24 protein-coding genes are annotated in these 26,128 nt (G+C 62.3%); 9 read left to right on the top strand and 15 right to left on the bottom strand.

Annotated elements, in window-relative coordinates:
• Positions 1-116 precede the first annotated feature (116 nt).
• From HXX25_RS12760 to HXX25_RS12735, 6 genes are all read right to left on the bottom strand, one after another.
• Positions 117-692, bottom strand: a complete 576-nt coding sequence (locus HXX25_RS12760; protein WP_187166277.1) for a DoxX family protein — start codon at positions 690-692, stop codon at positions 117-119.
• Positions 689-1,438 carry a DUF2063 domain-containing protein gene (locus HXX25_RS12755; RefSeq protein WP_187166276.1) on the bottom strand — a complete coding sequence of 250 codons (750 nt, stop codon included), beginning with the start codon at positions 1,436-1,438 and terminating at the stop codon, positions 689-691. Before HXX25_RS12755 ends, HXX25_RS12760 begins: the two co-directional genes overlap by 4 nt.
• Positions 1,431-2,285 carry a DUF692 domain-containing protein gene (locus HXX25_RS12750; RefSeq protein ID WP_233346721.1) on the bottom strand — a complete coding sequence of 285 codons (855 nt, stop codon included), beginning with the start codon at positions 2,283-2,285 and terminating at the stop codon, positions 1,431-1,433. Before HXX25_RS12750 ends, HXX25_RS12755 begins: the two co-directional genes overlap by 8 nt.
• A gap of 14 nt (positions 2,286-2,299) precedes the next feature.
• Positions 2,300-2,590, bottom strand: coding sequence for a DUF2282 domain-containing protein (locus HXX25_RS12745; protein ID WP_187166275.1), 291 nt, complete (start codon positions 2,588-2,590; stop codon positions 2,300-2,302).
• A 172-nt stretch (positions 2,591-2,762) separates the two neighbouring features.
• Entirely contained in the window at positions 2,763-3,980 is a 1,218-nt protein-coding gene (locus HXX25_RS12740; protein WP_187166274.1) for an alkaline phosphatase D family protein, read from the bottom strand.
• 25 nt (positions 3,981-4,005) lie between these two features.
• Entirely contained in the window at positions 4,006-4,545 is a 540-nt protein-coding gene (locus HXX25_RS12735; protein WP_187166273.1) for a DUF2306 domain-containing protein, read from the bottom strand.
• A gap of 145 nt (positions 4,546-4,690) precedes the next feature.
• Here HXX25_RS12735 and HXX25_RS12730 point away from each other — a divergent pair, with 145 nt between their 5' ends.
• Positions 4,691-5,425, top strand: a complete 735-nt coding sequence (locus HXX25_RS12730; RefSeq protein WP_187166272.1) for a LytTR family DNA-binding domain-containing protein — start codon at positions 4,691-4,693, stop codon at positions 5,423-5,425.
• Here HXX25_RS12730 and HXX25_RS12725 read toward each other — a convergent pair.
• The gene (locus HXX25_RS12725; protein ID WP_233346720.1) at positions 5,422-5,973 is read right to left on the bottom strand and encodes a GNAT family N-acetyltransferase; all 552 of its coding nucleotides are present in this window, start codon (positions 5,971-5,973) and stop codon (positions 5,422-5,424) included. The two genes, HXX25_RS12730 and HXX25_RS12725, sit on opposite strands and share 4 nt — an antisense overlap.
• Positions 5,974-6,116: 143 nt before the next feature.
• On the opposite strand from HXX25_RS12725, the gene HXX25_RS12720 reads away from it, so the two are divergent.
• The gene (locus HXX25_RS12720; RefSeq protein WP_187166271.1) at positions 6,117-6,629 is read left to right on the top strand and encodes a TspO/MBR family protein; all 513 of its coding nucleotides are present in this window, start codon (positions 6,117-6,119) and stop codon (positions 6,627-6,629) included.
• Here the strand turns inward: HXX25_RS12720 and HXX25_RS12715 are convergent.
• A complete protein-coding gene (locus tag HXX25_RS12715; RefSeq protein ID WP_187166270.1) occupies positions 6,626-7,246 on the bottom strand; it encodes a peroxiredoxin family protein in 621 nt (206 codons plus the stop codon). The two genes, HXX25_RS12720 and HXX25_RS12715, sit on opposite strands and share 4 nt — an antisense overlap.
• A gap of 96 nt (positions 7,247-7,342) precedes the next feature.
• Positions 7,343-8,305: a malate dehydrogenase gene (gene mdh / locus HXX25_RS12710; protein WP_187166269.1), complete on the bottom strand. Its 963-nt coding sequence runs from the start codon at positions 8,303-8,305 to the stop codon at positions 7,343-7,345.
• Between the two features lie 139 nt (positions 8,306-8,444).
• Between mdh and HXX25_RS12705 the strand changes: the two genes are divergently transcribed.
• Entirely contained in the window at positions 8,445-8,858 is a 414-nt protein-coding gene (locus HXX25_RS12705; RefSeq protein ID WP_187166268.1) for a DUF6265 family protein, read from the top strand.
• On the opposite strand, the gene HXX25_RS12700 is transcribed toward HXX25_RS12705, so the two are convergent.
• From HXX25_RS12700 to HXX25_RS12680, 5 genes are all read right to left on the bottom strand, one after another.
• Positions 8,855-9,526, bottom strand: coding sequence for an O-methyltransferase (locus tag HXX25_RS12700; protein WP_187166267.1), 672 nt, complete (start codon positions 9,524-9,526; stop codon positions 8,855-8,857). The two genes, HXX25_RS12705 and HXX25_RS12700, sit on opposite strands and share 4 nt — an antisense overlap.
• On the bottom strand, positions 9,526-10,641 hold the full coding sequence (zapE, locus tag HXX25_RS12695) for a cell division protein ZapE (protein WP_187166266.1): 1,116 nt from the start codon (positions 10,639-10,641) through the stop codon (positions 9,526-9,528). The genes HXX25_RS12700 and zapE overlap by 1 nt, the downstream gene beginning before the upstream one ends.
• A gap of 308 nt (positions 10,642-10,949) precedes the next feature.
• Complete coding sequence (locus HXX25_RS12690) at positions 10,950-11,378, bottom strand: thioesterase family protein (RefSeq protein WP_187166265.1); 429 nt, start codon at positions 11,376-11,378, stop codon at positions 10,950-10,952.
• Positions 11,375-12,514, bottom strand: a complete 1,140-nt coding sequence (locus HXX25_RS12685) for an iron-containing alcohol dehydrogenase (protein WP_187167852.1) — start codon at positions 12,512-12,514, stop codon at positions 11,375-11,377. The genes HXX25_RS12690 and HXX25_RS12685 overlap by 4 nt, the downstream gene beginning before the upstream one ends.
• Before the next feature lie 157 nt (positions 12,515-12,671).
• Positions 12,672-14,168 carry a CoA-acylating methylmalonate-semialdehyde dehydrogenase gene (locus HXX25_RS12680; RefSeq protein ID WP_187166264.1) on the bottom strand — a complete coding sequence of 499 codons (1,497 nt, stop codon included), beginning with the start codon at positions 14,166-14,168 and terminating at the stop codon, positions 12,672-12,674.
• 181 nt (positions 14,169-14,349) lie between these two features.
• On the opposite strand from HXX25_RS12680, the gene HXX25_RS12675 reads away from it, so the two are divergent.
• Complete coding sequence (locus HXX25_RS12675) at positions 14,350-16,848, top strand: PAS domain-containing sensor histidine kinase (RefSeq protein WP_187166263.1); 2,499 nt, start codon at positions 14,350-14,352, stop codon at positions 16,846-16,848.
• Here the strand turns inward: HXX25_RS12675 and HXX25_RS12670 are convergent.
• The gene (locus HXX25_RS12670; protein WP_187166262.1) at positions 16,845-17,165 is read right to left on the bottom strand and encodes a 2Fe-2S iron-sulfur cluster-binding protein; all 321 of its coding nucleotides are present in this window, start codon (positions 17,163-17,165) and stop codon (positions 16,845-16,847) included. The two genes, HXX25_RS12675 and HXX25_RS12670, sit on opposite strands and share 4 nt — an antisense overlap.
• Before the next feature lie 99 nt (positions 17,166-17,264).
• Between HXX25_RS12670 and tsaE the strand changes: the two genes are divergently transcribed.
• From tsaE to HXX25_RS12645, 5 genes are read left to right on the top strand one after another with little or no spacing between them, the layout of a single operon-like run.
• Positions 17,265-17,723: a tRNA (adenosine(37)-N6)-threonylcarbamoyltransferase complex ATPase subunit type 1 TsaE gene (gene tsaE / locus HXX25_RS12665; RefSeq protein WP_187166261.1), complete on the top strand. Its 459-nt coding sequence runs from the start codon at positions 17,265-17,267 to the stop codon at positions 17,721-17,723.
• On the top strand, positions 17,716-18,810 hold the full coding sequence (locus tag HXX25_RS12660) for an aminoglycoside phosphotransferase family protein (RefSeq protein ID WP_187166260.1): 1,095 nt from the start codon (positions 17,716-17,718) through the stop codon (positions 18,808-18,810). The genes tsaE and HXX25_RS12660 overlap by 8 nt, the downstream gene beginning before the upstream one ends.
• The gene (locus HXX25_RS12655; RefSeq protein WP_187166259.1) at positions 18,807-19,517 is read left to right on the top strand and encodes a nucleotidyltransferase family protein; all 711 of its coding nucleotides are present in this window, start codon (positions 18,807-18,809) and stop codon (positions 19,515-19,517) included. Before HXX25_RS12660 ends, HXX25_RS12655 begins: the two co-directional genes overlap by 4 nt.
• Positions 19,514-22,525 (top strand): PD-(D/E)XK nuclease family protein, encoded by a 3,012-nt coding sequence (locus tag HXX25_RS12650; protein ID WP_187166258.1) that lies wholly within the window; start codon positions 19,514-19,516, stop codon positions 22,523-22,525. Before HXX25_RS12655 ends, HXX25_RS12650 begins: the two co-directional genes overlap by 4 nt.
• Positions 22,522-26,094 (top strand): UvrD-helicase domain-containing protein, encoded by a 3,573-nt coding sequence (locus HXX25_RS12645; protein WP_187166257.1) that lies wholly within the window; start codon positions 22,522-22,524, stop codon positions 26,092-26,094. The genes HXX25_RS12650 and HXX25_RS12645 overlap by 4 nt, the downstream gene beginning before the upstream one ends.
• Positions 26,095-26,128 lie beyond the last annotated feature (34 nt).

Below are 26,128 nucleotides of genomic sequence, written 5' to 3'. Positions count from 1 at the left end.
CCCCATGAAATTCTTGTCTGTCCGCGTCCTAGCCGGTTTGAACGCCAACGCCAAATGAAGAGCGCCGCTGACCGGGGGAGCGGTCAGCGGCGCAGCATGTCCGAACGCTCGGAGGGTTATCGAGACAATTGACGTGTCAGGACATAATCCAGCGAGATAGCGCCCGACCCACGCCCGGCAAGGTAGAGCAGTGGAATCAGCCAGAGCGCTACTGTTCCCCAGAAGTGGACATTGGTCGGAAAGACGAAAATCTGGATGACCAGCGCCATCACGATCAGGCCGCTTGCGGCAAACCGCGAGAACAGTCCGAAGACAAGCAGGATGGGCAGAATGCCTTCGCCCATCGTGGCCATGACGGCCGCGAGCGTTCCGGGGACAAGCGGAAGGGCGAACTGCCCACCTTCTGCAAACTGGTTGAAGGTCGATTGCTCGATCGTGATCGGGAAGGCCGGGATCTTGATCAATGATCTCTGCACCTCGAAATTATTGATGACCTCGACATAATCGAACAGGCCATTGGTCTCGACCTTGTTGAGAAAGGACCGCCAGAAAACCCCGGCGATGGCGAGGCGTGCAAACAGGGCGAGGACATTGTGCGAGATGAGTTCCTGAACCTTGCCATAGGCCTGATGATAGAGCGCGCCTGCCGCGCCCAGGACCGGCTGATTGCCGTCGAATTCTTGCGTGCTCATGTGTCTTTTCCCTTGAAAATGCCTTCCTTCAGCAAGGCAATGAATAGCGGTGCGGGCTCGACGCCCGGAAAACTGTCGGCCACTGCATTTGAGGCCGTGGCAAAATCCTGACCGGCGCCGATGCGCGCGATAAAAAGCGCATCTGCGGGCGAGAGCCGCCGGTAGCGCACTTCCATTTGCGGGCGATGAACCAGGGTCATCTCCCCACCGGCGTCCAGCGAGATTTTCTGAACCGCTTCGTCCTCCCGATTGGTGCGCCAGATCGAGAATACCGGACAATCGGATGCCAGTGTCCGCACTGACGGGTGCAGTCCCGGTGCCATTCCCGCAAGTTCATCCGGCGGCAGGCCCTTTACATCAGCCAGCTTGAGCGGCGCGGCGTCCGGCGCATGATGGGCTTCCAGCCATGCGCGCTCGATGCGAGCGACATCGGCCAGATAGACGAGCGGACGGGCGGGCTCGAACATTTCAATGAAATCGGCAAAGTCCTCACCATAGAGGGTCAGGGTGCGGCCCGCCGGCGGATAAGCCGCCCAGTAGGCCCGTGCCATGCCCTGAAAGAATTTCTCGCCGACCAGCCGCTTGATCACCGGATAGGCATCGCCCAGCGTGTCCGCCGCACCCTTGACGACATTATTGCGATAGACCTTGAATTTCGTCTCTGGCGGACCGTCGGTATAGGCCGCTAGCGCCGAGGCATCGCCGGATTTCAGCGCGCGGGCAAAAATATCGTGGAAGTCAGCCATTGGCGGCCTCCAGAATATCCTGAGCGCGGCCACGCTCGGCCATCAGCTGGTCGAAGGGGGGCAGATTGCTGTCGCGTTCAATCAGGGTCGGCTTCGGCCCGATCTTCGCAATGGCATAATCATACAGCTTCCAGACATCGTCGCGCACAGGCGCGCCGTGTGTGTCGATCAGCAACTGGTCGCCCAGATTTTCGTCCTGCTCGTGGCCGGCGAGATGAATTTCCCCGACGGCCTCACCCGGCACATTGTCGATATAGGTGTACGGATCCTGCCCCAGATTCCAGCTGGTGACGAAGACATTGTTGACGTCCAGCAAAAGACCGCATCCGGTGCGCCGGACCGCCTCGGCGAGAAAGGCCTGTTCGGTCATTTCCGATTTCAGCGGCAGATAGATGGACGGATTCTCGACCAGTATATTGCGCCCCAGCGCCTCCTGGGTCTCATCAACATGGGCGCAGAAACGGTCAAGTTGCGCCATTGTGTAAGGCGTCGGGAGAAGGTCGCCAAAATAGGTGCCATCATGAGCGCACCAGGCCAGATGTTCACTCATCAACGCCGGCTGGTAACGGTCCGCGAGCGCCCGCAATTTTTGCAGATGTCCGCGATCCGGACGGTCGGCCCCGCCCAGCGAGAGCGCGACCCCGTGCAGGGAGAGCGGCCGATCCCGGCGGATGGCATCCAGCCAGGCCAGACGCGGACCGCCATCGGTCATGTAGTTTTCGGGATGAACTTCCGCCCACAACCCCTCGGCCCGGCTTTCCAGCACGCTGCGATAATGCTGCGGCTTGAGGCCGATGCCGGCACCCATTTCGGGTGCCGGATCCGGGGAGAGGTGAGCGGAGGTCATCGCGATGCCTGTGGTTACGGGCGCTCGACCGGCTCGAGCGAGCCATTGCCATAAGGCGTTTCGATCGTGGTGCAGGTCCCTTCCGCAACATAGGTCCAGGCATTGCCCTGATAGTCGACAGTGGACGTGCCTTCGCACGACGTGCCGGGACCCGCGGCGCAATCATTTTCGCCGGCCAGAGCGATGCCGTAACAGCGCTCCATACCGTCCATGCCCTGCATGGCGTCGTCAGCCGACACTGCAGCCGACAGGGACAGCGCCAGGGCAGACGCAGCGAGCGTTGCAAATTTGGTTTGGGTATTCATTTTATGTGACCTCCTGAGGGTTCAATTCGCACCGGTCAGGATCAGTCCCGTCCGGCGAGATGAAAACTGGCTGAACGCCCCGGCCAAATCCAATCACGACTGATCGAACACGCTAACGCCCACGTTACCGCGATATCATCATTCCTGCGGGGTTTGTGAACAACCGGTAAGGTCAGCGTACCGCGAGGTCATCCAGAGAAATCGCCACATCCCTTACGGCAAGCCCGTCTGCGTCGCGAATTTCAAGGCTCACGGACCCGCCCTCCCAGTTCACATCAATCACGCCATAATTCACGGGCGCGTACATTTCACCGATGCGATGGGGGCCGGATTCGTTGTTTTCATCCTGAAAAGACATGTTCAGCGAGGATGAGGTGATCTCGTAAAGGGGGTAGCCGATCACGTCCTCGCGAACATAAATGCCGGATGAATGACGATCTCCGGACATCAGGATCACGCCTTCGGCACCGCTTGTCTCCAGCAGGTTGTATAAACGCGCCCGCTCCTGCGGCAGGGTGCGCCAGGCTTCCCAGCCATGACCATCGGCATGGACCTGGATCGAGCTGACAATCAGGCGCAGATCGGCGGGCACGGAAAGCTGGTCTTCCAGCCATGCCCATTGAGCGTCACCCAACATGTCCTGATCTTCCGCTTCGGACGGAATATAACGCTCGCGGCCCTCGGCTCCGCGTTCGGGTGTCGGCGTCAGATCAGATCGGAAATAGCGCGTATCGAGCAGGATGATCTGTGTGCGCTGCCCTTCCGGGCCGTAGACGCGGGACGTATAGATTCCGTCCCGGCTGCGGCGCTCATCATCCTCCGGCACAGCCCAGAAATCGAGAAAGAGCCGTTCCGCATATTCCTTGAAAGGAAAACCGCGGCCGAAATCATTCAGCCCGTAATCATGATCGTCCCAGACCGCCAGCATCGGAATCTGCGCCCGCAAGGCCCGGAATTCCGGAGAGGCGGCCAGTGCAGCATAGGCGGAACGCAATTCCGGCAGGGTCGCATCCCAGGACCAGGCATCGCCATACACATTGTCACCCGTATAGATGAAGACATCCGGGTTATCGGCCGCGACCCGGTCAAGGATTTCCATACCCGCTCGCTCCGGGTCATGACAGGAGCCGAAGGCAATGCGGGTGAGAGCTTGAGCGGGATCAAGTGATACACCCGTCCCTGCCGCCGGATGGTCCAGATCGAGCTGGTCATAGAAGGGGCGTAGCGCCTCGAAAACGGTGCGAGGCGGGGTTTCGGCGGAAGAGGTGGCGGCTTGCTGTGCCTGAAGGGGTGTGGCCAACAGCGCAAACGGGATCAAGGAAAAACAGGCGCGCATCGAAATCTCCATACCGGTTTCGATCCGCTTACACCGGAAATGTGACGTTGACACGAATCCAATCCTGCGCTGCCGGTGACTACCCGCCAAAAAACATCTGCCACAGCAGGCGGCCGGGCATGAAGGTAAACAGTCCGGGCACGACCAATGCGCCGAGAAAGAGTCCCAGAACCGCATTGCGGTGCTTGTCGGTGCGCATGGCGCGGGCATGAGTGATCATGCCGTACAGCCCCATCAGCGTCAGCGGCACGAAGATGTGGATGAAGCTGAAGCTGCCCTGGTTGATCTCGCGAATGAAAATCGCCGTGATCGCAGTGACAAGCATCAGCACCGCCCAAGTATAGCCCAGCGTCCGGTGCGGGATCGTCCCCTTCGGGGCCAGCAGCTGAACCGCGCCGAGCAACAGGGCCGCCAGGGCCGCGCCCGCATGGACCTGGATAATGACCGGCGCACGGAAAAACGCGGCGAAATCCGGATTAAAGCCGGAAATCATGTTTCCAATCTCCTGCGCATAGGCGCCGAGATAGCCGTCCTGCATGATACCGCCCTGTATGAGCGCGATGCCGACAACGATGGTGACCAGTCCGAATCCGATGGCCAGGTGGCGAAGAGTATTCATTTTACATTCCTCCGGGAAAACAGGTGATGGCCCTGATTGCCAACGCATCCGGCCGGAAGAAATACGGACTACGCAAACGGGCTGTTTCCCGTCGCGAATGGCGCTAGATTACCGTTCGCGAAACGCGAATGGAGGGGTCTTTTCGGTGCAGAAGCTGGTCGACTGGGCGAAGCAACACGGCAGCAATTATCTGTTGGTCGCCGGGATCGGCACCTTTCTGGCGATTCTCGCCCCCTATAATACGGGCGGGCTGGGCTGGCCGTGGGTGTGGATCTACTGGGTGTCGCTGATGCTGCTCGGCGGGGCCTCCGGCAATGCTGCGGTCTGGGCTCTGGAACGGTTTGCACCCGGCATGCCGAAACTTGCGGCCTACACGCTGGTCGCCGTGCTGGTTTCGCTGCCGGTAACGATTGCCGTGATCAGCATACAGGCGGTGTTGGGCCCGGCACCACCCCTCTATACCTGGCCGATCATGTTCGGTCTGGTGTTCGTGATTTCTGCCGCCGTGACCGCCATCAATTATATGCTGGAAGGCCGAAGCGAAAACGCAGCCGAGGCCAGCGCCGGTCGGGCGCTGACCGACAAACTGCCGGTGCGGCTGAGAACCGCTGATATCCTCGCCCTGCAATCGGAAGATCATTATCTGCGGGTACATACAGCGCGCGGCGATGCGCTGATCCTGATGCGTCTGAGTGACGCGATAGCGGCCGTTGAGGGGCTGGACGGTGCGCAGACGCACCGCTCCTGGTGGGTAGCGCGTGCGGCGATTGATAATGCCGCGAAATCCGGCGGCCGCGCCGAATTGACCCTCACGGGCGGCATTACCGCACCGGTCAGCCGAAGCTTCTATCCGGAAATCCGCGACAGAGGCTGGATCTAGCCGCGTCCGGCGACCCAGTCGGCTTTCGACTGGCCCCAGACGTCGACGATCATGCCAAAGCCCGCCACTTCAGCCTTGCGGCCCAGATTTCTTGAACCGAGTTTCTTCGCAACGCCTTGTGAACCGGTATTTTTCTCATCGATGAGGTGGATGACCGAGTCCCAGCCGAGCGTGTCAAATGCCCAGTCGATGGAGCGCGCAGCGGCCTCGCTGGCATAGCCCTTACCCCACGCCTCGCGCTTGATCGTCCAGCCCACTTCCGGCTGCGGCCAGCCATGCGGAAACCAGGGGCCGACCCGGCCCAGCCATTCGCCGGTCGCCCGGTCCTCGACCGTGAAGAATCCATAGCCGCGCAGCGCCCAGTGACCGATAATGCTGGCGATGGAGCGCCACACCAGAGGCGGCGATTGTGTGCCGCCAATGTGCCGGGCGGTTTCCTCGTCCGCCATGGCGGCGGCCAGAGGTTCCAGATCACGCTCTTCGGGGACGCGCAGGATCAGGCGGTCTGTTTCCAGGCGCGGCCCGAATGTTGAAATTTCCATCGGCATGCTGACCTCCTGAAATGCAACCGGATAGCGGGAATAGGCTGCGGCTCTGCGGCGGGCAAGCGCAATGCCTCGCTGATGCCACAATTGGCGCATTCCTTGCGATGGAGGGATGTTGATCAATATTGGAGCAATCCGTCCTTCTCATGGCCCATACAAACCGTCCCACAATCATACGCCTTGCCGTATACTGGATCATTGCCGCTGCGATGACCGGCGTTATTTCCGGGCTCGCCTTCGCGACCGGCGTTGTGGAATGGGTGTATCAGGATTTGCAGAGGCCCCTCTTGCTGCCACCCGTCATGATCCTGACCTGGTTGTGGATCGCCAAAACCATGATGATGGCACTGGTGCTCTGGATTGTGGACCGCTTCGGCCATGGCTGGGCCCGGCGTGTTTCCATTGGTCTCCTCGTTCTGCTCTATCTCGCTTCGGGCGGATGGCTGGCCGGGTTTGTGATCCTGCGCGATGTGACGTTCGGCTTTTACGCGATTCTCGGCAGCTGGATTCTGACGGCCCTGACCGTCTTTGTTATTGGCCGGGCCCAGAAATTCTCGGCCGTCCTGATGTGGCCCATCTTCATCTGGACGACCTTCATGCTGACGGTCTCGTTCGAGCTGATGCGACTCAATTCCGGTCTGCAACTCGCCGGGCTTTAATCACTCTCCAGCACGCTCAACACATCGCCCACGGAAATGCGCTCGCGATAGCCGCGCTGCTCGCCATATCCCGGCTCGTGCCAGAGCTTGTGGGTAATCACGCCCTCAGCATCGACGATGAAGGTGATCGGATAGGGCACGCCATAAGCCATGCTGTCGGGGTCGGTATAAACCGGATCGCGAATATCAAGTGCATCAACGAGGGTGGATTCCGGATCGGACAGCAGGGTGATGCCGATCGAACGGCGTTCGGCAAAATCCTGGATTATGTCCACGCTGTCATAGGTAATCGTCACCACGCCATAGCCAAGAGCCGCAAACTGATCAGCGGCCGCATTCACCTCCATCGTCTGGGTCTGACAGAAGGGACACCAGTCGAGCGAGCGGTTGAAATAGATAACCGTGCCGTTATCCCCGGCGACATCGGCCAGCGTCAGCATCTCGCCATTGCCATCAGCCAGGCGGAATGCCGGCATCGCGCTGCCAACGGACGGGCCGAGCGTTTCGGCCGCCTCGCTGGCTGATTCGAGCGCTGCGGAATTTTCCGGTGGTGTATCGCTGCCGCCCGAACAGGCAAACAGACCCAGCGCAAGAACCGGCGTCAGATATTTAAACATGGATAGCCCCTTTTCTTCCCGCACGGGAATTGGAGCCATCACCGGTCCCGGTCAATGGCGCTCACGCGAATGTGGCCGGGATGTCAGCCAGCGTGATCAGGCGAGGCTGGAATCGAGGCCCTTGCACGCCTCGAGCAATTCCTTCACCGCATTGACGCTGACCGTGAGGTTGGATCTTTCCTCCTCGGAGAGGTCAATCTCTATCACGTCTTCGGTGCCGCCCGCGCCGATCAGGGTCGGCACGCCGACATAGAGCCCGTCGAGGCCATATTTGCCCCCGACATAGGAGGCACAGGGCAGGACGCGCTTCTGGTCGCCGAGATAGGCTTCGGCCATGGCGATGGCGCTGGAGGCCGGCGCGTAATAGGCCGAGCCATTGCCCAGCAGGCCGACAATCTCGCCGCCGCCCTTGCGGGTGCGGTCGACGATTTCGTCAAGACGGCTGACATCGACGCCCTTGATCTTGGCCATGTCCGCCACCGGAATGCCATTGATCGTGGAATAGGACAGGACCGGCACCATGGTGTCGCCATGACCGCCCAGCACGAAGGCGTTCACATCGCGAACCGAGACGTCAAATTCCCACGCCAGGAAGGTGGCAAAACGGGCCGAGTCGAGCACGCCGGCCATGCCGACGACCTTGTTGTGCGGCAGGCCGGAAAACTCGCGCAGCGCCCAGACCATGGCGTCCAGCGGATTGGTGATGCAGATGACGAAGGCGTCCGGGGCGTGCTTTTTGATGCCTTCGCCCACGGATTTCATGACTTTCAGATTGATGCCGAGGAGATCATCGCGGCTCATTCCGGGCTTGCGCGGCACACCGGCGGTGACGATCACCACATCGGCGCCGGCAATGTCGGCGTAATCATTCGAGCCTGTGATTTTCGCGTCAAAGCCTTCAATCGGACCGCACTGCGAAAGATCCAGCGCCTTGCCCTGGGGCATGCCCTCGGCAATGTCGAACAGAACAATGTCGCCCATTTCCTTCTTTGCTGCGAGATGGGCGAGCGTGCCGCCGATCATTCCGGAACCGATGAGGGCAATCTTATTACGGGCCATTTGGGCGCTCCTTCGCAAGTGCGGGAATTTGCGCACGGTCTAGACCCGCAGACGTTCCGGAGCAAGCGACAGGTCTGCGGTTTTGCGCTAGTATTTTCTTTTGGTCACGGAGATCGTTATGCTGGTTCGGGCGGGAATTGTGAGTTTGATATTGAGCAGCCCGGCGCCGGCCAGCGATCTGGACTGGATGGAGGGGCATTGGCGCAGCGAGGCCGATGGCCGCGTGTCCGAGGAAATCTGGACCAATGGCGATGGCGGGCTCTATCTCGGGGTCAACCGCACGATCAGCGACGGACAAGCACGGGCCTTTGAATTCATGCGCATTGTCGAGAACGATGATGGCGCCGCCTATTGCGCTCAGCCCGGTGGCGGGGAGGCCGTGTGTTTCGAACTTGTGCAGAGCGGTGAACATGCCGTGACGTTCGAAAATCCGGAGCATGATTTCCCGCAACGCATCCGCTATGTACGCGACGGTGATACGCTGACGGCGACGATCTCTGATCTGTCGGGCGATCAGGCGTTCAGCTTTGGCTGGGAGCGTGTGGAAGACTAGCGCTTCATCGCCATCAGTACGCCGTCGCCAATGGCGGTGAAGGCGATCTCGACGCGGTCATCCTCGCGCAGCTTGTCGGCAATGGCGCGCAGGGCTTCGGTGTCCTCATCGCATTTTTGCGGATCGGCGACCGAGCCCGACCACAGGACATTGTCGAACAGCATGATGCCGCCGGGCCGCAACAGGCTGAGGCCGGCGGTGTAGTAATCGGGGTAGCCGGTTTTATCGGCATCCACGAACATCAGATCGACGCTCTCGCCAAGCCCGTCATTCAACAGGCCGATCAGGCTATGGCGCGCATCGCCAATCACTGGCTGGATGATGTCGGCAACCCCGCCTTCCTTCCAGTAATCCTCGGCCATGCCGATGAAGTCATAGGAGACATCGCAGGCAAAGAGCCGGGCTTTTGTGCCGTGCATTTCCTTCATGGTCTCGGCTGTCGCCAGCGCCGAATAGCCGGTGAAAACGCCGACCTCGACTGCCGTCCTGGCATTCACCATGCGGGCGATCAGCTTCATGAAAGCACCCTGTTCCGGGCTGATCTGCATCATCTTGTCCTCGCGCGCATCAGTCTCGATGCGGCAGCGCTCCAGCGCCGGGGATTCGGCGCGGTTGGCCTTGCGGACATAATTGGTGAGGGTCTCGTCGAGACTGATGGAGCGGGACATCAGCTTTCTCCTGTTTGCGGCATGGCGTCTTCGTGGGCGGCGGCGAGATAGGTTTCAGACCGCATTTCCATCAGACGCGACGCCGTGCGTTCAAATTCAAAGGCTCCATCGCCGGCCGGATAGAGATCGTCCGGTTCGGCGGCGGCGCTCATGACCAGCTTTGTTTTGGCTTCGTAGAGCGCGTCAATCAATGTGACAAAGCGTTTCGCCTCATTGCGCTTGTCCGGCGTCAGTTGCGGCACGTCTCCGACGAGCAATGTATGAAATTGCGCCGCGATGGCGAGATAGTCCGCCGCACCCAGGGGCCGGGCGCATAATTCGGCAAAGGTGAAGCGGGCAACGCCCGCTGCTTCGCGCGGCACCGGAACGGCCCGCCCGTGAACGGTGATCGTGCAGGACTGCGGCTCGGCACCTTGCGTCAGCCGCTTCCAGGCTTCATCCAGCGCAGCATCCGCTTCGGATCCCAGCGGCGTGTAATAGACCGGCGCGGCCGTGAGTTGCTGCAGGCGGTGATCCACCCCGGAAGCGATCTCCATCACATCCAGCCGGTCTTTCAGCTCCGCGATGAAGGGCAGGAAAAGCTGGCGGTTGATGCCGTCCCTGTAGAGGTCGTCCGGCACGCGATTGGATGTCGCCACGACCACGACGCCGATATCGAAAAGCTGTTCAAAGAGGCGTCCCAGCAACATGGCATCGGCAATATCGGTGACCTGGAATTCGTCAAAGCAGAGCAGGCGCGCATCCGCAGCGATGGCTTTTGCGACGGGCGGGATGGGATCATCCTGACCCTTTTTCCGCTCCAGCCGTTTGCGCCAGGCACCGATGCGGGCGTGGGTTTCCTGCATGAATTCATGAAAGTGGACGCGGCGTTTTTGCGCCACCGGAGCGGTTTTGAAGAACAGGTCCATCAGCATGGATTTACCGCGCCCGACCCCGCCCCAGAGATAAAGACCGCGCGGCGGCGGTGTCTTGTGGCGGAACCAGCCATCCCTGATACGCCAGCTTGCCAGCCTTTCGTGCAAATCGGTCAGCGCCTGCGCCGCGGCCAGTTGTCCGGCGTCCTCGGTCAGTGTGCCTTCGGCAATCCGCTTTTCAAGGTTGGCGAGCGGGGTCATGCGGCAAAAATCAACACTGCCAACAACAGGCCGAAGGCAATGGCGGCGGCCGTCACAAGATAGAGCGGGCGTTTGATCTCTCGCATGGTGGTTTGATGGCAGCGAGGTGCGGGAATGGCAAGATGCCCCCTCACCACGAGACAAGGCAAACAACGTCATCCCGGACGGAGCGAAGCGACGATCCGGGAACCATGCCGCCTGTCCCGCACAAGCGGGGAGCCATCAAAAACGCCGCAGCATGGGTTCCGGGTTCTCGCCTGCGGCTCACCCCGGAATGACGGATTGGCATAAACTCGAAGGAGGCTGGCCTAACGCAACCTCTCCAGCACTGCCCGGAAATCATCCGGCAGGGGTTTGGGACGGCGCGCCTTGGCATCGACATAGACGTGGACGAAGAAGGCCTCGGCGGCGGGCGTTTCGGCACCCCTGGCGAAAGCCCCGACCTCGTAGCGCACCGAGGAATTGCCGATATGGGTGACGCGCAGACCGACATCGATGATTTCGGGATAGGCAAGCGAGGCAAAATATTTGCAGCCGGATTCCACCACGAGACCGATCTGGTCGCTGGTCGCCGGATCCAGCACACCGGCTTCGATCAGATGCCGGTTCACGACCGTATCGAGCAGCTCGTAATAGACGACATTGTTGAGGTGGCCGTAGACATCATTGTCCTGCCAGCGCGTGGCGATCTCGATGAAGACGGGATAATCGGTCCGGCCGGTCTGTGCCCCGCTCATACGATTTCCTCATAGAGCCGGACGATGTCGTCATAGGTCAGTTCGCGCGGATTGTTCGGCAAGAGGCGGTCATTGGCCGCCACATCCTCGGCCATGCGCGGAATGTCATTGTGCGAGATGCCGAGCTGGGAGAGGCGGCGCTCGATCCCGGTGGCCTCGGCGATGCGTTCCATCTCCGCGATCAGTCCGGCAGAGGAGGCCGCCAGCCCCATATGCGCGGCCATTTCAGCATAGAGCGGCTCGGCCGCGGCGGCGTTGAATTTCAGGACAGGCGGCAGGACGACCGAATTGGAAAGCCCGTGCGGCACATGGAATATCCCGCCCAGCGGATAGGCCATGGCATGGACCGCGCCGACCGGCGAGTTTGAAAACGCCTGCCCGGCCAGCATGGCGCCGAGCAGCATGTCGCCGCGGGCCTCAATGTTGGAGGGCTCATCGCAGGCGGTCAGGATGCCACCCTGCAGCTTCTTCAGCGCCGCCAGGGCCAGTGCATCGGAGACCGGGTTTTTCGAGCGCTTGTTGGTGAAGGCCTCGATGGCATGGACCATGGCATCTATGCCGGTGGCCGCCGTGGCATGGCGCGGCAGGCCCAGCGTCAGCTCCGGATCGAGGATCGCCATATCGGCATAGAGCGCGCCGGAGGCGATGCCGCGCTTGGAGGTCGCGCCGGTGGTCAGCACCGCGACATTGGTGACTTCCGAGCCGGTGCCCGCCGTGGTCGGGATCATGATGGAGGGCAGTCCGGCCACCCGCACCTGCTCGACGCCATACATCTCCGACAGGGGCTGGTCGCCGCCTGCGAGGAGGGAGACGACTTTCGCTGTGTCCATGGGCGAGCCACCACCAAAGGCGATGATGGCCTGCGCACCGAATTCGCTGGCTTTCGCGGCGGCGTCCAACACCACGGCTTCAGGCGGATCGGCGACCACTTCGTCAAAGACGAAAACGTCAAAGCCATCCGCTTTCAACGCGGCGAGCGCATTATCAATCAGACCGGCGTTGCGCACGCCTTTGTCGGTGACAAAGAAGAGGCGTTTGGCGTCTTTCAGGACCGGCGCAGCGAGACGGGCCAGACGCTTTGACGCGCCAGCTTCGAAGACGATGTGCGGGACGGTGCGGAAGGAGAAATTGTGCATGGGACGGGAGATTAGCGGGGCGTATGCGGGTGGCAAGCCTTCCATTCGTCCTTCCGGGGCGCGCAGAATGCGCGAACCCGGGACCCATTCCGGATCGTCAAATATACAGCATGGGTCCCGGATCAGGCTGACGCCTGTCCGGGATGACGGTTGAATCCTACCCCATCGTCGGGATGACAAAGGCCTGATCGCCGATATCGCCGGTGGGCCAGCGCTGGGTCACGGTCTTGATTTTGGTGAAGAAGCGGATGCCTTCGGTGCCGTACTGGTTGGTGTCGGTGAAGGCCGAGCGCTTCCAGCCGCCAAAGGAGTGATAGGCGACCGGCACCGGGATCGGCACATTGATGCCGACCATGCCGACCTGGACCTTGGCGGCAAACTCGCGTGCGGCGAGGCCATTGCGGGTGAAGATGGCAACGCCGTTTCCGTATTGATGGTCGCTGGGCAGATGGGCGGCATCTTCGAGATTGTCGGCGCGGACGACCTGCAGGACGGGGCCGAAGATTTCCTCTGCATAAGTCTTCATGCCGGGTTTGACATTGTCGAACAGGGTCGGGCCAATGAAGAAGCCGTTCTCATGGCCCTGCAGTTTGAAACCGCGGCCATCAAGAAGAAGGCCCGCACCTTCTTCCACACCCAGCGTGATGTAGTCCTCGACGCGCTGCTTGTGCGCGGCGGAAACAACCGGGCCGTAATGCGCATCGCTGTCGGTGGAGACGCCGACGCGGAGTTTTTTTGCTTCGTCCAGCATGCGCCTGACAAATTCATCCGCCGTATCCTTGCCGACCGGCACCGCCACGGGCAGCGCCATGCAGCGTTCGCCGGCAGAACCATAAGCCGCGCCGAGGAAGTCGTTGACGACCTGGTCCATATCCGCATCCGGCATGATGATGCCGTGGTTTTTCGCCCCGCCCATGGCCTGGAAACGCTTGCCCTGTTCGGTGCAGGTGCGGGCGATATAGTGTGCGATGTCGGAGGAGCCGACAAAGGAGACGGCCTTGACATCGTCATGGGTAAGCAGCGCATCGACCGCCTGCTTGTCGCCATGGATGATCTGCAGCACGCCTTCGGGCAGGCCGGCTTCCATCCACAATTCGGCGAGGCGGACCGGGACGGACGGATCTTTCTCGGACGGTTTCAGCACCAGCGCATTACCGGTGGCAATCGACATGCCCATGAACCACATCGGGATCATGGCCGGGAAGTTGAAGGGTGAAATCCCCGCGACCACGCCGAGCGGCTGGCGCATGGAATAGACATCAATGCCCGGACCGGCGCTGTCGGTGTATTCGCCCTTCATCAGGTGCGGCACGCCGCAGGCAAATTCGATGACTTCCAGGCCGCGGATAATGTCGCCCTTTGAATCGGCGATCACCTTGCCATGCTCGGAGGAGAGCAAATGCGCCAGCTCGTCCATCTCGGCCTCGACGAGATTCTTGTAGGCCATCAGAATGCGGGCGCGTCGCTGCGGGTTCATCGCGGCCCAGATACGCTGACCCTTCTTGGCGCCTTCCACCGCGCGGGCCACTTCGGCCTCGTCGGCAAACTGCACGCGCGCCTGCACCTCGCCGGTATTGGGGTCGAAGACATCGCCGAAACGGCCAGTCTTGCCGGTAAAGCTTGTGCCATCGATGAAATGATTGATCTCGCGCATTGCGTCTCTCCCTCGCCCTTTGGGCGGTCATCTGTTGTGGGCTGATATCGCGCTTGAGAGGCGGCACGTCAAATGACGTGTCAGGCATTACCCCCTCCCCCTCGATTCGCGAAGCGGGTAGAGTGGTGATTCGAAAAGGCGCGCGCTTGCGCCGTCTTTATCCATGGGGGACTTCGCCGGTATGCCCGAGGGCGGGATCAACATAACCGAGATCGTCTCGATTTCCGTCACGCTGGCGGCCGTTGTGTTCGGCCTGATTGCGGGTCTGTGGGCCTATCGCCTGACGGCGGGCGCACGGGCCGCGCAAGCCTTGTGGCGCAAGCGGTCGCGCGAGCTGGAAGACAAGATTGCTCGCGCCGATGGCGTGTTCGGCTCGTTTCCCGGACTGGTTCTGGTCTGGGATGACATTCCGGCGCTGGACGATGGCAAGCTCTCCGGCTGGGGCACGCCGCGCATTTTCGGGTCTCCCACCGCACTCGCCAGCCTGCTGAAATTCGCCGAAGCGAGCGATGGGCCCAATCCGGCGGGATTGCTGCTGGAAGGCATCGCGGACTACGAAGCGCGCTCGGCGGCGGGGGATGACACCACGCTGCGCCGCCGCTTTGCCGAGCTGATTGCCGATGGCCGTCCCTTCTCGCTGACCATTATCGGGCCGGAAGGCCGCTTTCTGGAGGCCGATGCGCGCGCCGCCGGCACCCAGCTGGTCGTCTGGCTGTCGGATGCCACCATTCGCGGGCTGGACGAGTCCGAGGCGCGCGGCCGGGTAGAGGATGCCCGCCGCCAGCTGGAAGCCGATCCGATCGCCATTCTCGATACGCTGGAGCGCGCGCCCTATCCGTCCTGGCGGATGAATGCGACCGGCCGCATCGTCTGGGCGAATGCCGCCTATGCCCGCGCGGTGGAGGCCGAAACCCCGGCCGAAGTGCTGGAAAAACAGATCGCGCTGGAACCCGCCATCAAGGATCTGGCGATGGAAGCGGCGAAATCCGGCGAAGCCGTCTCGGCGCTGAAACCTGTCGTGGTCGAAGGCTCGCGCCGGGCGCTCGATCTGGTCAGCTTCCCGATATCAGGCGGGGCCGCCGGATTTGCACTGGACGTGACCGATGGCGAAGAAGCCAAGACCGCGCTGAAACGCTTCCGCCGCGCCTTTGACGACACGCTGAACCAGCTGGCCGAAGCCGTCGCCGTCTTTGATCGCGGTCAGAAAATGGTCTTCCGCAATACCGCCTTCGACAATCTTTTCGGGCTCGACCGGCAAATGCTGGATAGCCGCCCCGGTCATGGCGCGATGCTGGACCGCTTGCGCGAGGCCCGGAAAATCCCCGAACAGGCCGATTATGCCGGCTGGAAAAAGGCCGAGCTGGCCCGCTATGAAGATGCGCCGGACACGGAAATTCCGGACGATCTGTGGAATCTGCCCGATGGCCGCACGCTGCGGGTCGCTCGCCAGCGCAATCCGCTCGGCGGTCTGCTGATGGTGTTCGAGGACAAGTCCGACGAATTGTCGCTGCGCGCGCGGTATAACACGCTGATCAATGTGCAACGCGCGACGCTGGACAAGCTGCATGAAGCTGTGGCCGTGTTCGGCTCTGACGGACGCCTGCGCCTGCACAATTCGGAATTCGAGCGCTTGTGGAATCTGGAAGCGGCCGAACTGGACGGTCAGCCGGAGCTGGAAATCGTCGCCGCGAAATGCTCGGCCCTGTTTGATAATCCGGGCGTCTGGGCCGACATGAAAGCCCGTGTCGCCGACCCCAGCCCGGAAGCGCGCCGCCATGTGACCGGCGAAATGGAACGCGAGGACGGCAAGGTGCTGGTCTGGCTTTCACGCCCGCTGCCCGATGGCGCGACGCTGATCGCCTGGCAAGATGTGACTGATAGCCGCCGTATTGAGGATGCGCTGCGCGAACGGGCCGAAGCGCTGGAAGCGTCGGAACGGATCAAGGGCGAGTTTGTCGAGCATGTCAGCTATCAGCTGCGCACCCCGCTGACCACGATTACCGGCTATGCCGACATGATCCTGCAAGGCATTGCCGGAGAGTTGAACGAACAACAGCAGAATTATCTCGGCTATGTGCGCTCGGCGGCGGATGAGCTGGAGAAGATGGTCACCGACATTCTTGATGTCGCCGCCATTGATGCCGGACAGCTGGAACTTGACCCCGGCGATGTCGATCTCAAGGAACTCGCCTCGGACGCGGTGGAATTGCTCGCCTCCAAGGCGGAACATGCCGGTGTGCGTCTGGCCGTCAATGCGCCGTCGGGCGACGCTGTGATTACCGGTGATGCCAAGCGCTTGCGTCAGATCACGGTCAATCTTCTGTCCAACGCCCTGAACCATACGCCGCGCGATGGCCGGATCACCCTGACGGTGAAGCGCGACGAGGATGGCGCTTCCATCACAGTCGCCGATACCGGCGAAGGCATTTCACCGGATCGTCAGGCACGTGTGTTTGAACGCTTCGAGCGCGGACAGCGCGGCGGGGCCGGGCTCGGTCTCGCCCTGGTGAAGGAAATCGTGGAAATGCATGGCGGCTGGGTCGATCTCGCCTCGGCCCCGGAAGAAGGCACAACCGTCGTCTGTCACCTTCCGGTCATTGCGAAAGTGGCGTCAGCGCCGGAACTGGACCTGACCGGACTTTTGCGTCCTGCCGGACAAAAAGCGGCCGCGGACGGCTAGCCCTGATATTCCGGCATGCGGACGATCAGGCCGTCGAGCTCCGGCGACACCTTGATCTGGCAGGACAGGCGGGAATTGGCTTCCACATCGGTCGCAAAATCCAGCATGGATTCCTCGACACCGGATTTTTCACCGGTCTTGCTGACCCAGGCCTCATCGACATAGACATGGCAGGTGGCACACGCACACGCGCCGCCGCAATCGGCATCGATACCCGGCACCATGTTGCGGATCGCGCCTTCCATGACGGTCAGGCCATCGGCCACGTCGATCTCGTGCTTTGTGCCATCGTGCTCGATATAGGTGATTTTTGCCATAATCCGTCTCCGCAGGTCGGACGCGAATTGGCGGCTCGGGCGCGGAAAGTCAAGACGAGGGTGCTTGCGGGGCGCGGCGCGCTTCACTAATCGGAGAGCATGACGACTCCGCCGCTCACTTTCTCCCTGCCCGATGCCGCCGCGACCGAGACTTTAGGCGCGCGTCTCGGGTCTGTCCTGAAACCCGGCGATATTGTCCTGCTGCATGGTGATCTGGGCATGGGTAAAACCACGCTGGCGCGCGGCATGATTGCCGCCTTGTGCGGCGTGACCGACGCGCCGAGCCCGACCTATACGCTGGTGCAATCCTATGACACGGAAAGCGGCGACTGGCTGTTGCATGCCGATCTCTACCGCATTGAAGACGAGGGTGAGCTGGAAGAGCTGGGGCTGGACGACGCCTTTGACGACGCCATCTGCCTGATTGAATGGCCCGACCGGCTGGGGCGGTATCTGCCGTCGCGGCGGCTCGACCTACATCTGGTGCAGGACGGGGCGCAGAGAATCGCGCAGATTCACCCGGTTGGAGACTGGGGAGGGCGGCTGGCCAATGTCTGACCGCGAGATCGAAATTGGGACATTCCTGAAGGAGGCCGGCTGGGGCGAGGCGCGCCAACAGGCCTTTCCGGGCGATGCCTCGACGCGCAGCTACCGGCGGCTCTATCGGGGCGATGACACGGCTGTGCTGATGAATGCGCCTACACAGGCCGAAGCCCCCGCCTGTCCGCCAGAGGCCACGCCGGATGAGCGCGCAGCCCTCGGCTATAATGCGCTCGCGCGGCTGGCCGGGCCCAATCTGGCGGCCTTTGCCGGTCTCACCGAAGAATTGACAGCGCGCGGGTTTTCAGCGCCGCACATCCTGTCCGCGGATCTGCCGCGCGGACTGCTGCTGCTGGAGGATCTCGGTGATGATCTGTTCGCGCGCGCCATCCCGGCGGGCGCGGACGAGGGCGAGCTCTATCGCCATGGCGTCGAGGCATTGGCCGCGATCTATCGCTCCAGCTTCCCGTCCGCTCTGCGCCATCATGGCGGAACGTGGCATATTCTCGACTATGACAATGCGGCCCTTCTGGCGGAAACGGAGCTCTTCCTCGACTGGTATGTCGAAAAACATCTTGGCCACCGTGTTTCGTCCGCGGATCGGCAAAGCTGGCGCGATGTCTGGGGGGCGGCCTTTCCCGCGCTGGAGACTGAAGCGACCGGGCTGGCATTGCGCGACTATCATGCCGAAAACCTGCTCTGGTTGCCCGCGCGAGCCGGCCCGGCCCGTGCCGGGCTGATCGATTATCAGGACGCGCTGTTTGTGCATCCGGCCTATGATCTGGTCTCGCTGCTGGAGGATGCGCGCCGCGATGTGCCGACCGAACTGGCGGCGGGGATGAAAGCGCATTTCCTCAAAGCGGCGCATATCTCCGATGCCGGCGCTTTTGATGCGGCCTATGCGGTGCTGGGAGCCCAGCGGAATGCCAAAATCCTGGGTATTTTCGTGCGTTTGGCAATGCGGGACGGAAAACCGAAATATCTCGACCTGTTGCCACGCGTGGCGCGCCACTTCCTCACAGATATCTCCCACCCCGCCCTTTCGGATGTGCGCGCCCTGATCCATGCTCTCGCGCCTGAACTGAATGAAATGGCCGGCGGATGATCACGATAGAAACGGGCATGGCGCTGGCGGCAGGTCTGGGCACGCGGATGCGGCCCCTCACCCTGACCCGGCCCAAGGCGCTCGTCGAGGTCAATGGCAAACCGCTTCTCGATCACGTGCTCGACCGGTTTGCCGACGTTGGCGTTTCCAGCGCCGTGGTCAATATCCACCATTTTGCCGATCAGATGCGCGACCATCTGAGCCAACGCGCCGACCCACCGGCCCTTCGGATTTCCGATGAAAGCGAGCTGGTTCTCGAAACCGGTGGCGGGCTGGTCAAGGCCCGCCCTTTGCTGGGGGATGATCCGGTTTTCGTCTCGAATATCGATGCCCTCTGGGCGGAAGGCGAAACAGCCGAGCTGGATCGGCTGCGCGCGGCGTGGACGGGCGATGAGATGGACGCGCTCCTTCTTCTCGCCCGCCGCGAGGACACGCTGGGCTATGGCGGTGCGGGTGACTTCTTTCTGGAAGCCGAGGGCCGTGTTCGCCGCCGCGGGTCCGCCGACAGCGCGCCTTACGTTTTTGCCGGAACCCAAATCCTCAACCCGGCCGTTATTGACGGCTATCGCGAAGAAGCGTTCTCGCTCAACCGGATCTGGGATGCCTTGCTGGCGAAAGGCCGTGTTCATGGCCTGGTGATGGATGCCTTCTGGATGCATGTCGGGGATCCTGATGCGCGCGATGCCGCCGAGGGGCGGCTGACATGAGCGAAATCTTCAAACCCGATTGCCCACGCGTTTTTACCACGCCGCCGCAGACCGATTTCCTGAAACTCTTGGCCGAAACCCTGAAGGCGGAATTCGGCGACACGCCGGAATCTCTGGCCCGGGTGACCATCCTGACGCCGACACGGCGCGCCGGGCGGGCGCTGGCCGCCGCTTTTTCGAGCCTCGAGAACAGCGCACAAGCGACGCTCTTGCCGCTTATCCGTCCGATCGGTGATGTGGATGCCGATGACCCCCCTTTCGAGCCGGGCGAACTGGCCACCATCGCGCCGCCCGCGATCAACCCGGTGCGCCGCACATTTGAACTGGCGCGGCTGATCCTCGCCAAGGATGCGGCGCAGGGCGGGACCATGGCGGCGGCGGGAGCCATTGCCCTGGCGGGGCCGTTGAGCCAGCTGATCGACGATATCTGGACCGAAGAAACCGGCGATGTGTCGGCACTCGGCGAGACCATCCGCGCCCTCCTGCCCGATCATCTCAAGGAATCCGCCGACTTCATCTCTATCGTCATGGCCGCCTGGCCGTTGCGTCTGGCCGAGCTGGGCATGAGCGACCCGGCCCAGCGCCGCTCCGCCCTGTTATCAGCCCTGGCGGATCGCTGGCGGGAAGATCCGCCGCCGGGTCCGGTGATTGCCGCCGGTTCGACCGGTTCGATTCCGGCCGTCGCCGACCTGATGGCCGCCATAGCGCACATGCCGCAAGGGGCCGTCGTTCTGCCCGGGCTCGACCGGGATATGGATGACAAGGCATGGGCGGCGCTGGAGACGGATGATCAACATCCCCAGCAGGCAATGCAGACCTTCCTGAAAAGAATCGATCTGCCCCGCAGCGCGGTCGCCAACTGGCCGGGCCACGCCACTGATAATCAGGGCGCGGCGCGGCAACGCATATTGGCCGAATCCCTGCGGCCCGCCGAAGAAACCAGCGACTGGCTGTCTCGCATCGATGAGATCGAAAGCGGCTGGGGGGCCGGGTTTCTGGATGCCGGTTTCAAGGGGCTCTCCATTCTGGAGGCGCCGACGCCGGAAGTGGAGGCCCGCGCGATTGCGCTGGCGGTCCGTGAAACACTGGAAACGCCGGGCAAGACGGCCATGGTTGTTACGCCGGACCGCGGTATTGCCGACCGGGTGCTGGCGGCGATGCGGGGTTATGGCGTGGCACTGGACGATTCTGCCGGGCGCCCTCTGTCGCAGACGCCGGCGGGCAGTTTTCTGCGCCTGATCCTGGATGCCGCCGCCGATCCCGGCGCGACCCAGCCGCTCGCCGCACTGTGGGCCTCGCCCTTTTTCGCGCTGGGCCTGTCACGCGGGAAAGCCCGGCAGCGCTTTGACACGATTGATATTGCACTGCGAGGTTCGCGGCCGGGACGATCCTTCGCCTCGGTCTCTGCGCGCCTCGAGACAGCGGGCGACAAGGCCCTGATGGATCAGCTGACGGGACATCTGACCCGTCTGGAGGGCAATACCCGGCCCGTGGCGGAATGGGCGCGCCTGCAGGCTGAAACCGGTGAAGCACTGGCCGCTGACGACAAGCGCTCCGGCGCGGAACGGCTCTGGATCAATGAGGATGGCGAAGCGGCCGCGACCCTGATCCGCGAACTCATCACAGAATCCGAAATCCTGCCCGATCTGACCCTGCGCGATTATGCCGAATTGTTCGACACGCTGGGCCGCGCGCGCGCCGTGCGGCCACGCGGCGAAGTGCATCCACGCCTGCGTCTGCTGGGCCCGATCGAAGCGCGCCTTCTGTCGGCGGACCGGGTCATTCTGGCCGGCCTCAATGAAGGTGTCTGGCCCGCCGGGCTGGGCATTGATCCGTGGATGTCGCGCGGTATGCGGGCCGAGGCCGGACTGCCACCGCGCGAGAAACGGCTGGGTCGGGCCGCGCACGACTTTGCGCAACTCGCCTGTGCGCCCGAAGCCATGCTGACACGATCAGAGAAACAGGATGGAGCGCCTGCTGTGGCTTCGCGCTGGCTGTGGCGTCTGAAGACGCTGGCCAGAGGCGCGCTGGGCGAGACAGCCGATGCGGCGCTGTCGCCGAAAACCCATTATCTCGCGCTGGCGCGGGCGCTGGATCATACGCCGGACCCGGTTGCCGTGACAGAGCCGCGCCCCTGCCCGCCGGTATCGGTGCGCCCGAAATCCCTGTCTGTGACCGAAATCCGCAACTGGATCCGTGACCCCTACACGATTTATGCCCGGCGCATACTGGGTCTGCGTCCGCTTGACGATCTTGACCAGAATGCGCTGCCGTCCACGCGCGGCACCGCCATTCACAAGGCCTTCGAGCTGTTTGTGAAGGATGTCGGCCCCGGACCGCTGCCCGAGAGCGCTTTGCATGATCTGATGAAGCACGGACGCGATGCCGCGATCGAGGCCGGGATGGATGAGGCCGAGCTGGTTCCGGACATGATCCGGTTTGAACGCCTGGCCCGGTGGTTCCTCGATTGGGAGGCCACGCGCCGCGCGAACGATATCCGGCCCCTCGGGCTGGAGAAACGGGCAGAATGGCAAGTGGCCGGGACCGACTTCATCTTGCGGGGCAAGGCGGATCGTCTGGATGACCGCCCGGATAACCGGATCGATATTCTCGACTACAAGACCGGGCGTACGCCGTCGGCAACGGCGACAGCCGCCGGGTTTGAACCGCAAACACCGCTGGAAGCGGCCATGCTGCGAGATGGCGCGTTTGACGGTATCTATCCGACCGAACCGGGCGACCTCCTCTATATCAAGCTGTCGGGCGGGCGCGACGCCGGCAGTGAAGTGAAGATCAATGATAGCGGGAAGGATGCGAAATCCACCGACGAATTTGTGCTCCAGTATGAAGCGATCCTGCGGCGTCTGATCGAACGATATGGCAAGGAGAGTACGCCTTATCTGGCGCAGGTTTTCCCGCAGTTTGAAAATGAATGGGGCGATTACGACCGGCTCAGCCGCCGGGTCGAATGGTCATCAGCCGAAGATAAAGATGGAGGCCCGGAATGACCCCCGCCATCCGGCACGCCACCGAACAGCAGACGCTCGCCGCCCGGCCTGATCACCACATTCACGTTGAAGCCAATGCCGGGTCAGGCAAGACGCGGGTTCTGGTCAGCCGGGTGGCGCGCCTGCTGCTCACCGGATCGGCGCCGGATAAAATTCTCTGCCTGACCTACACCAAGGCTGCTGCAGGCGAGATGAAATCGCGTCTGTTTGAAACGCTGGGCGAGTGGTCGATTGCCAATGACGAGACGCTGCGCGGGAAGCTGAACAAGCTCTATAATGACGAGAGCCGGGCCTATACCGGCAGCGACCTCGCCGAGGCGCGAAAGCTCTTTGCCCGCGCTCTGGAAACGCCGGGCGGTCTGGCCGTACAAACCATCCACGCCTTCTGCCAGTCGCTCTTGCAACGCTTCCCTTTGGAAGCCGGTTTGCCGCCCGGCTTTGACGTCGCCGATGATGCTGATAATCGCGCCATTGCCGCCGAAGCACGGCGCGGCCTTCTGCTGGCCGCCCAGACGGATTCCGGACTGCATGAGGCGCTGGAGGCGCTGTATGCGCGCGGTGTGGACAGTTTTGACCTGATCGTGAAACTGGTTGCAGGCAAGCGTCTGGACTTTTCCCGGCTGCTCTTGGAACACGGCGAGGCGGGTCTTCGCGCCGCGCTGCGGGCCGAACTGGGGCTGTCAGATAACGAGACCTCCAGCGGACTATCGGAAAGCGGTTGGCTGGACGCCCCGCAGGATGCGCTTTTGTCTGCGGCCGCGACACTCGCCACCGGCTCGAAGACGGATCAGCAACAGGCGGATCGTATCCAGGCCGCCCTGAAGGCAAGGGATCCCGGAACAGCACTGGCGATCATCAATGATGTTTATTTCACGCAGAAAGGCGAGTTGCGGAAAAGCTTTGCCACCAAACCGGTCCGCGAGACCTATCCGGCGATTGATGAGCTGCTCACCCGCGAAGCGGCGCGGCTCTCGGATCTGCGCGGCCGGATCGCTGCCGCAGACATGGCCGAGGCGTCGGAGGCAGCCACGCGTCTCAGCGCACACTATATCCGCCGCTATGAAGCGGGCCTGCGCGCCCTCCGGCGTCTGGACTATGCCGATCTGATCGCCTTTGCGGTCAAATTGCTGGATGATTCCGAGGCGCGCGACTGGATCCGCTACAAGCTGGATCAGGGCATTGATCACGTTCTGGTGGATGAAGCGCAGGACAATGCGCCCGAGCAATGGCGTGTCATCGGTGCACTGGTCGAGGAATACTTCTCCGGCACCGGCATAGACCAGGCAACGCCGAAGACTGTCTTCACGGTCGGGGATGAAAAGCAATCCATCTATTCCTTCCAGGGGGCCGAGCCACGGCAATTTCTGGCCTGGGGCGAGCGCTTGCGCAGCGATGCCCACGCCGCCAGACAGAAGTTTGAAACCCCGTCTCTGTCGGTGTCCTTCCGGTCTGCACCGGTCATTCTGGCCGCCGTCGATCAGGCCTTTGAACCGGAACGCCGGCTGGGCGAACGCAAGGCCGTCCTGTCCGCGCCGGAAACCAAATTTGTAGCCCCGGATGACACCGGCGAAGTCGTGAGTGCGGGCTATGAGCCCTCGCAGCAGGCCTTCGAGCGCTATCAGCCGCATCAGGCCGCCTGGGATGAGCGACCGGGACTGGTGGAAATCTGGCCAGCTGTTTCGCCGGAGAAAAAGGCCGAAGCCCCCGACCCGGCAGAGCCGGTTGACCGGGAAAGCCAGCAAAGCCCGAGCCACAGGCTGGCCGGGCTGGTCGCGGCCGAAATTCGCCGCATTCTGGATGATGGCGATGCGGTGCATGATGAAAAAATCAAGGGCATGCGCGCAGCCGAGCCGAAGGACATTCTGGTTCTGGTCAGCACGCGCAGCAGCTTTTTCCGCGAGCTGATCCGGCGATTAAAGCAATTGGCTGTGCCCGTTGCCGGGGCCGACCGCATGGTGCTGACCAAAGAATTGGCTGTACAGGACCTGATCAATCTGGCCGAAATTGCCCTTAACCCGCTGGATGATCTGAAGCTGGCGGAGTTCCTGAAGACGCCTTTCTTCGATCCCGCCGACAGCCCGCCGCCAATTGATGAGCAGGTCTTGTTCAATCTCGCCCACAAACGCGGCAAGCAGAGCCTGTGGTCCCGGCTGCAGGACAGCGCCGATCCGGAGCTGACCGAAGCGCGCGAGGCCCTGATGCGGGCGCGCAACCGGATTGAGACGGCGGGCGTTTACAGCTTTTTTGCCGATTTCCTGAATGAGCGCTCCACCACCGGCGAAACGCGCCAGAAGCGTCTGTTTGCGCGTCTGGGAGAGGAAGCCCGCGATCCGGTCGAGGAATTTCTCGCCCGTGCGATCAGCTTCGAGCAACAAAACACGGCGTCTTTGCGAGGCTTTATCGTTGATCTGAAAGCCGGTGAAGGCCAGATCAAGCGCGAGATGGATCAAGGGCGGGGCGAGGTCCGGGTCATGACAGTGCATGGCTCGAAAGGGCTGGAAGCGCCCATCGTGATTCTCCCCGATACGACCCGTTCGCCCATGGCTCGCGCCGATCGCAGCCTCTATTTCACGGAAGACTTCGGCATTGTCTGGGGACCACCCGGCCAGATCAAGCCGCCCTTGATCGAGGCCTATTCCGAAGCGGATATCGCCAGCGCCGATGGCGAGAGCGCACGCCTGCTCTATGTCGCGCTGACCCGCGCCAGCGACCGGCTTCTGATCTGCGGCTGGAAGCGCCATGCCGCGCCCGGCCGCGTGGAAAAACGCAGCTGGTATGAACGCCTTGATACGCTGTGGAGAGGTGACGGCTGGAGCGAATGCGACAGCCCCGTGATCAATGAGGATGGCGATGTCGAACCGGCAAGACGCTTTGGCACCGTGCCGGAAAAACTGGGCAAGGTGACCCGGCAGGACAGGCAGATCACCTTGCCGGACTGGGCGTTGGCCCCGGCGGCGGAAGAGGCCGGTATGGCCCGCACCATTGCGCCGTCTCATCTGGCGGATGGAATGGACAGCCCGGTGATGTCACCATTGGCCGATGATGGCGGCCGCCGCTTCCGTCGCGGTTCGCTGATCCATAAATTGCTGGAAACCCTGCCCGATATTCCAGAAGGGCGGCGCGAAGAATCAGCGCGCGCCTATCTGGCCTCGCAAACCGGTCTGGACGACGCCCTGCGTGAGCAGATCGCCCATGAAACGCTGGCCGTGATCTCGCATCCGGGCTTTGCGCCGATTTTCGGACCCGGTAGCCTCGCCGAGGTATCCCTGACCGGCACCGCGCCCGGTCTGCCGGCCGGCACAAGGCTGAACGGGCAGGTCGACCGGCTGGTCATAACCGATCACGAAATCCTGATTGTGGACTACAAAACCAACCGTCCACCGCCGACCGAGGCGAAAGACGTACCGCGCCTTTATCTGGCCCAAATGGCCGCCTACCAAGCCCTTCTGCGGGCGATCCACCCCGGCCGGAAAGTGCGCTGTGCACTGGTCTGGACGGATGGTCCGCGATTGATGGAACTGGACGATGCAGCCCTCGCAAAGGCTCTCGCAGCAGGCGTGAAAGCTTGACGGCGGGGATTGCACTTCCTAGGTCAGCCCCGAG

The sequence above is a fragment of the Hyphobacterium sp. CCMP332 genome (assembly GCF_014323565.1).
Taxonomy (GTDB): Bacteria; Pseudomonadota; Alphaproteobacteria; order Caulobacterales; family Maricaulaceae; genus Hyphobacterium.
This window is presented reverse-complemented; position numbering and strand designations above follow the sequence as displayed.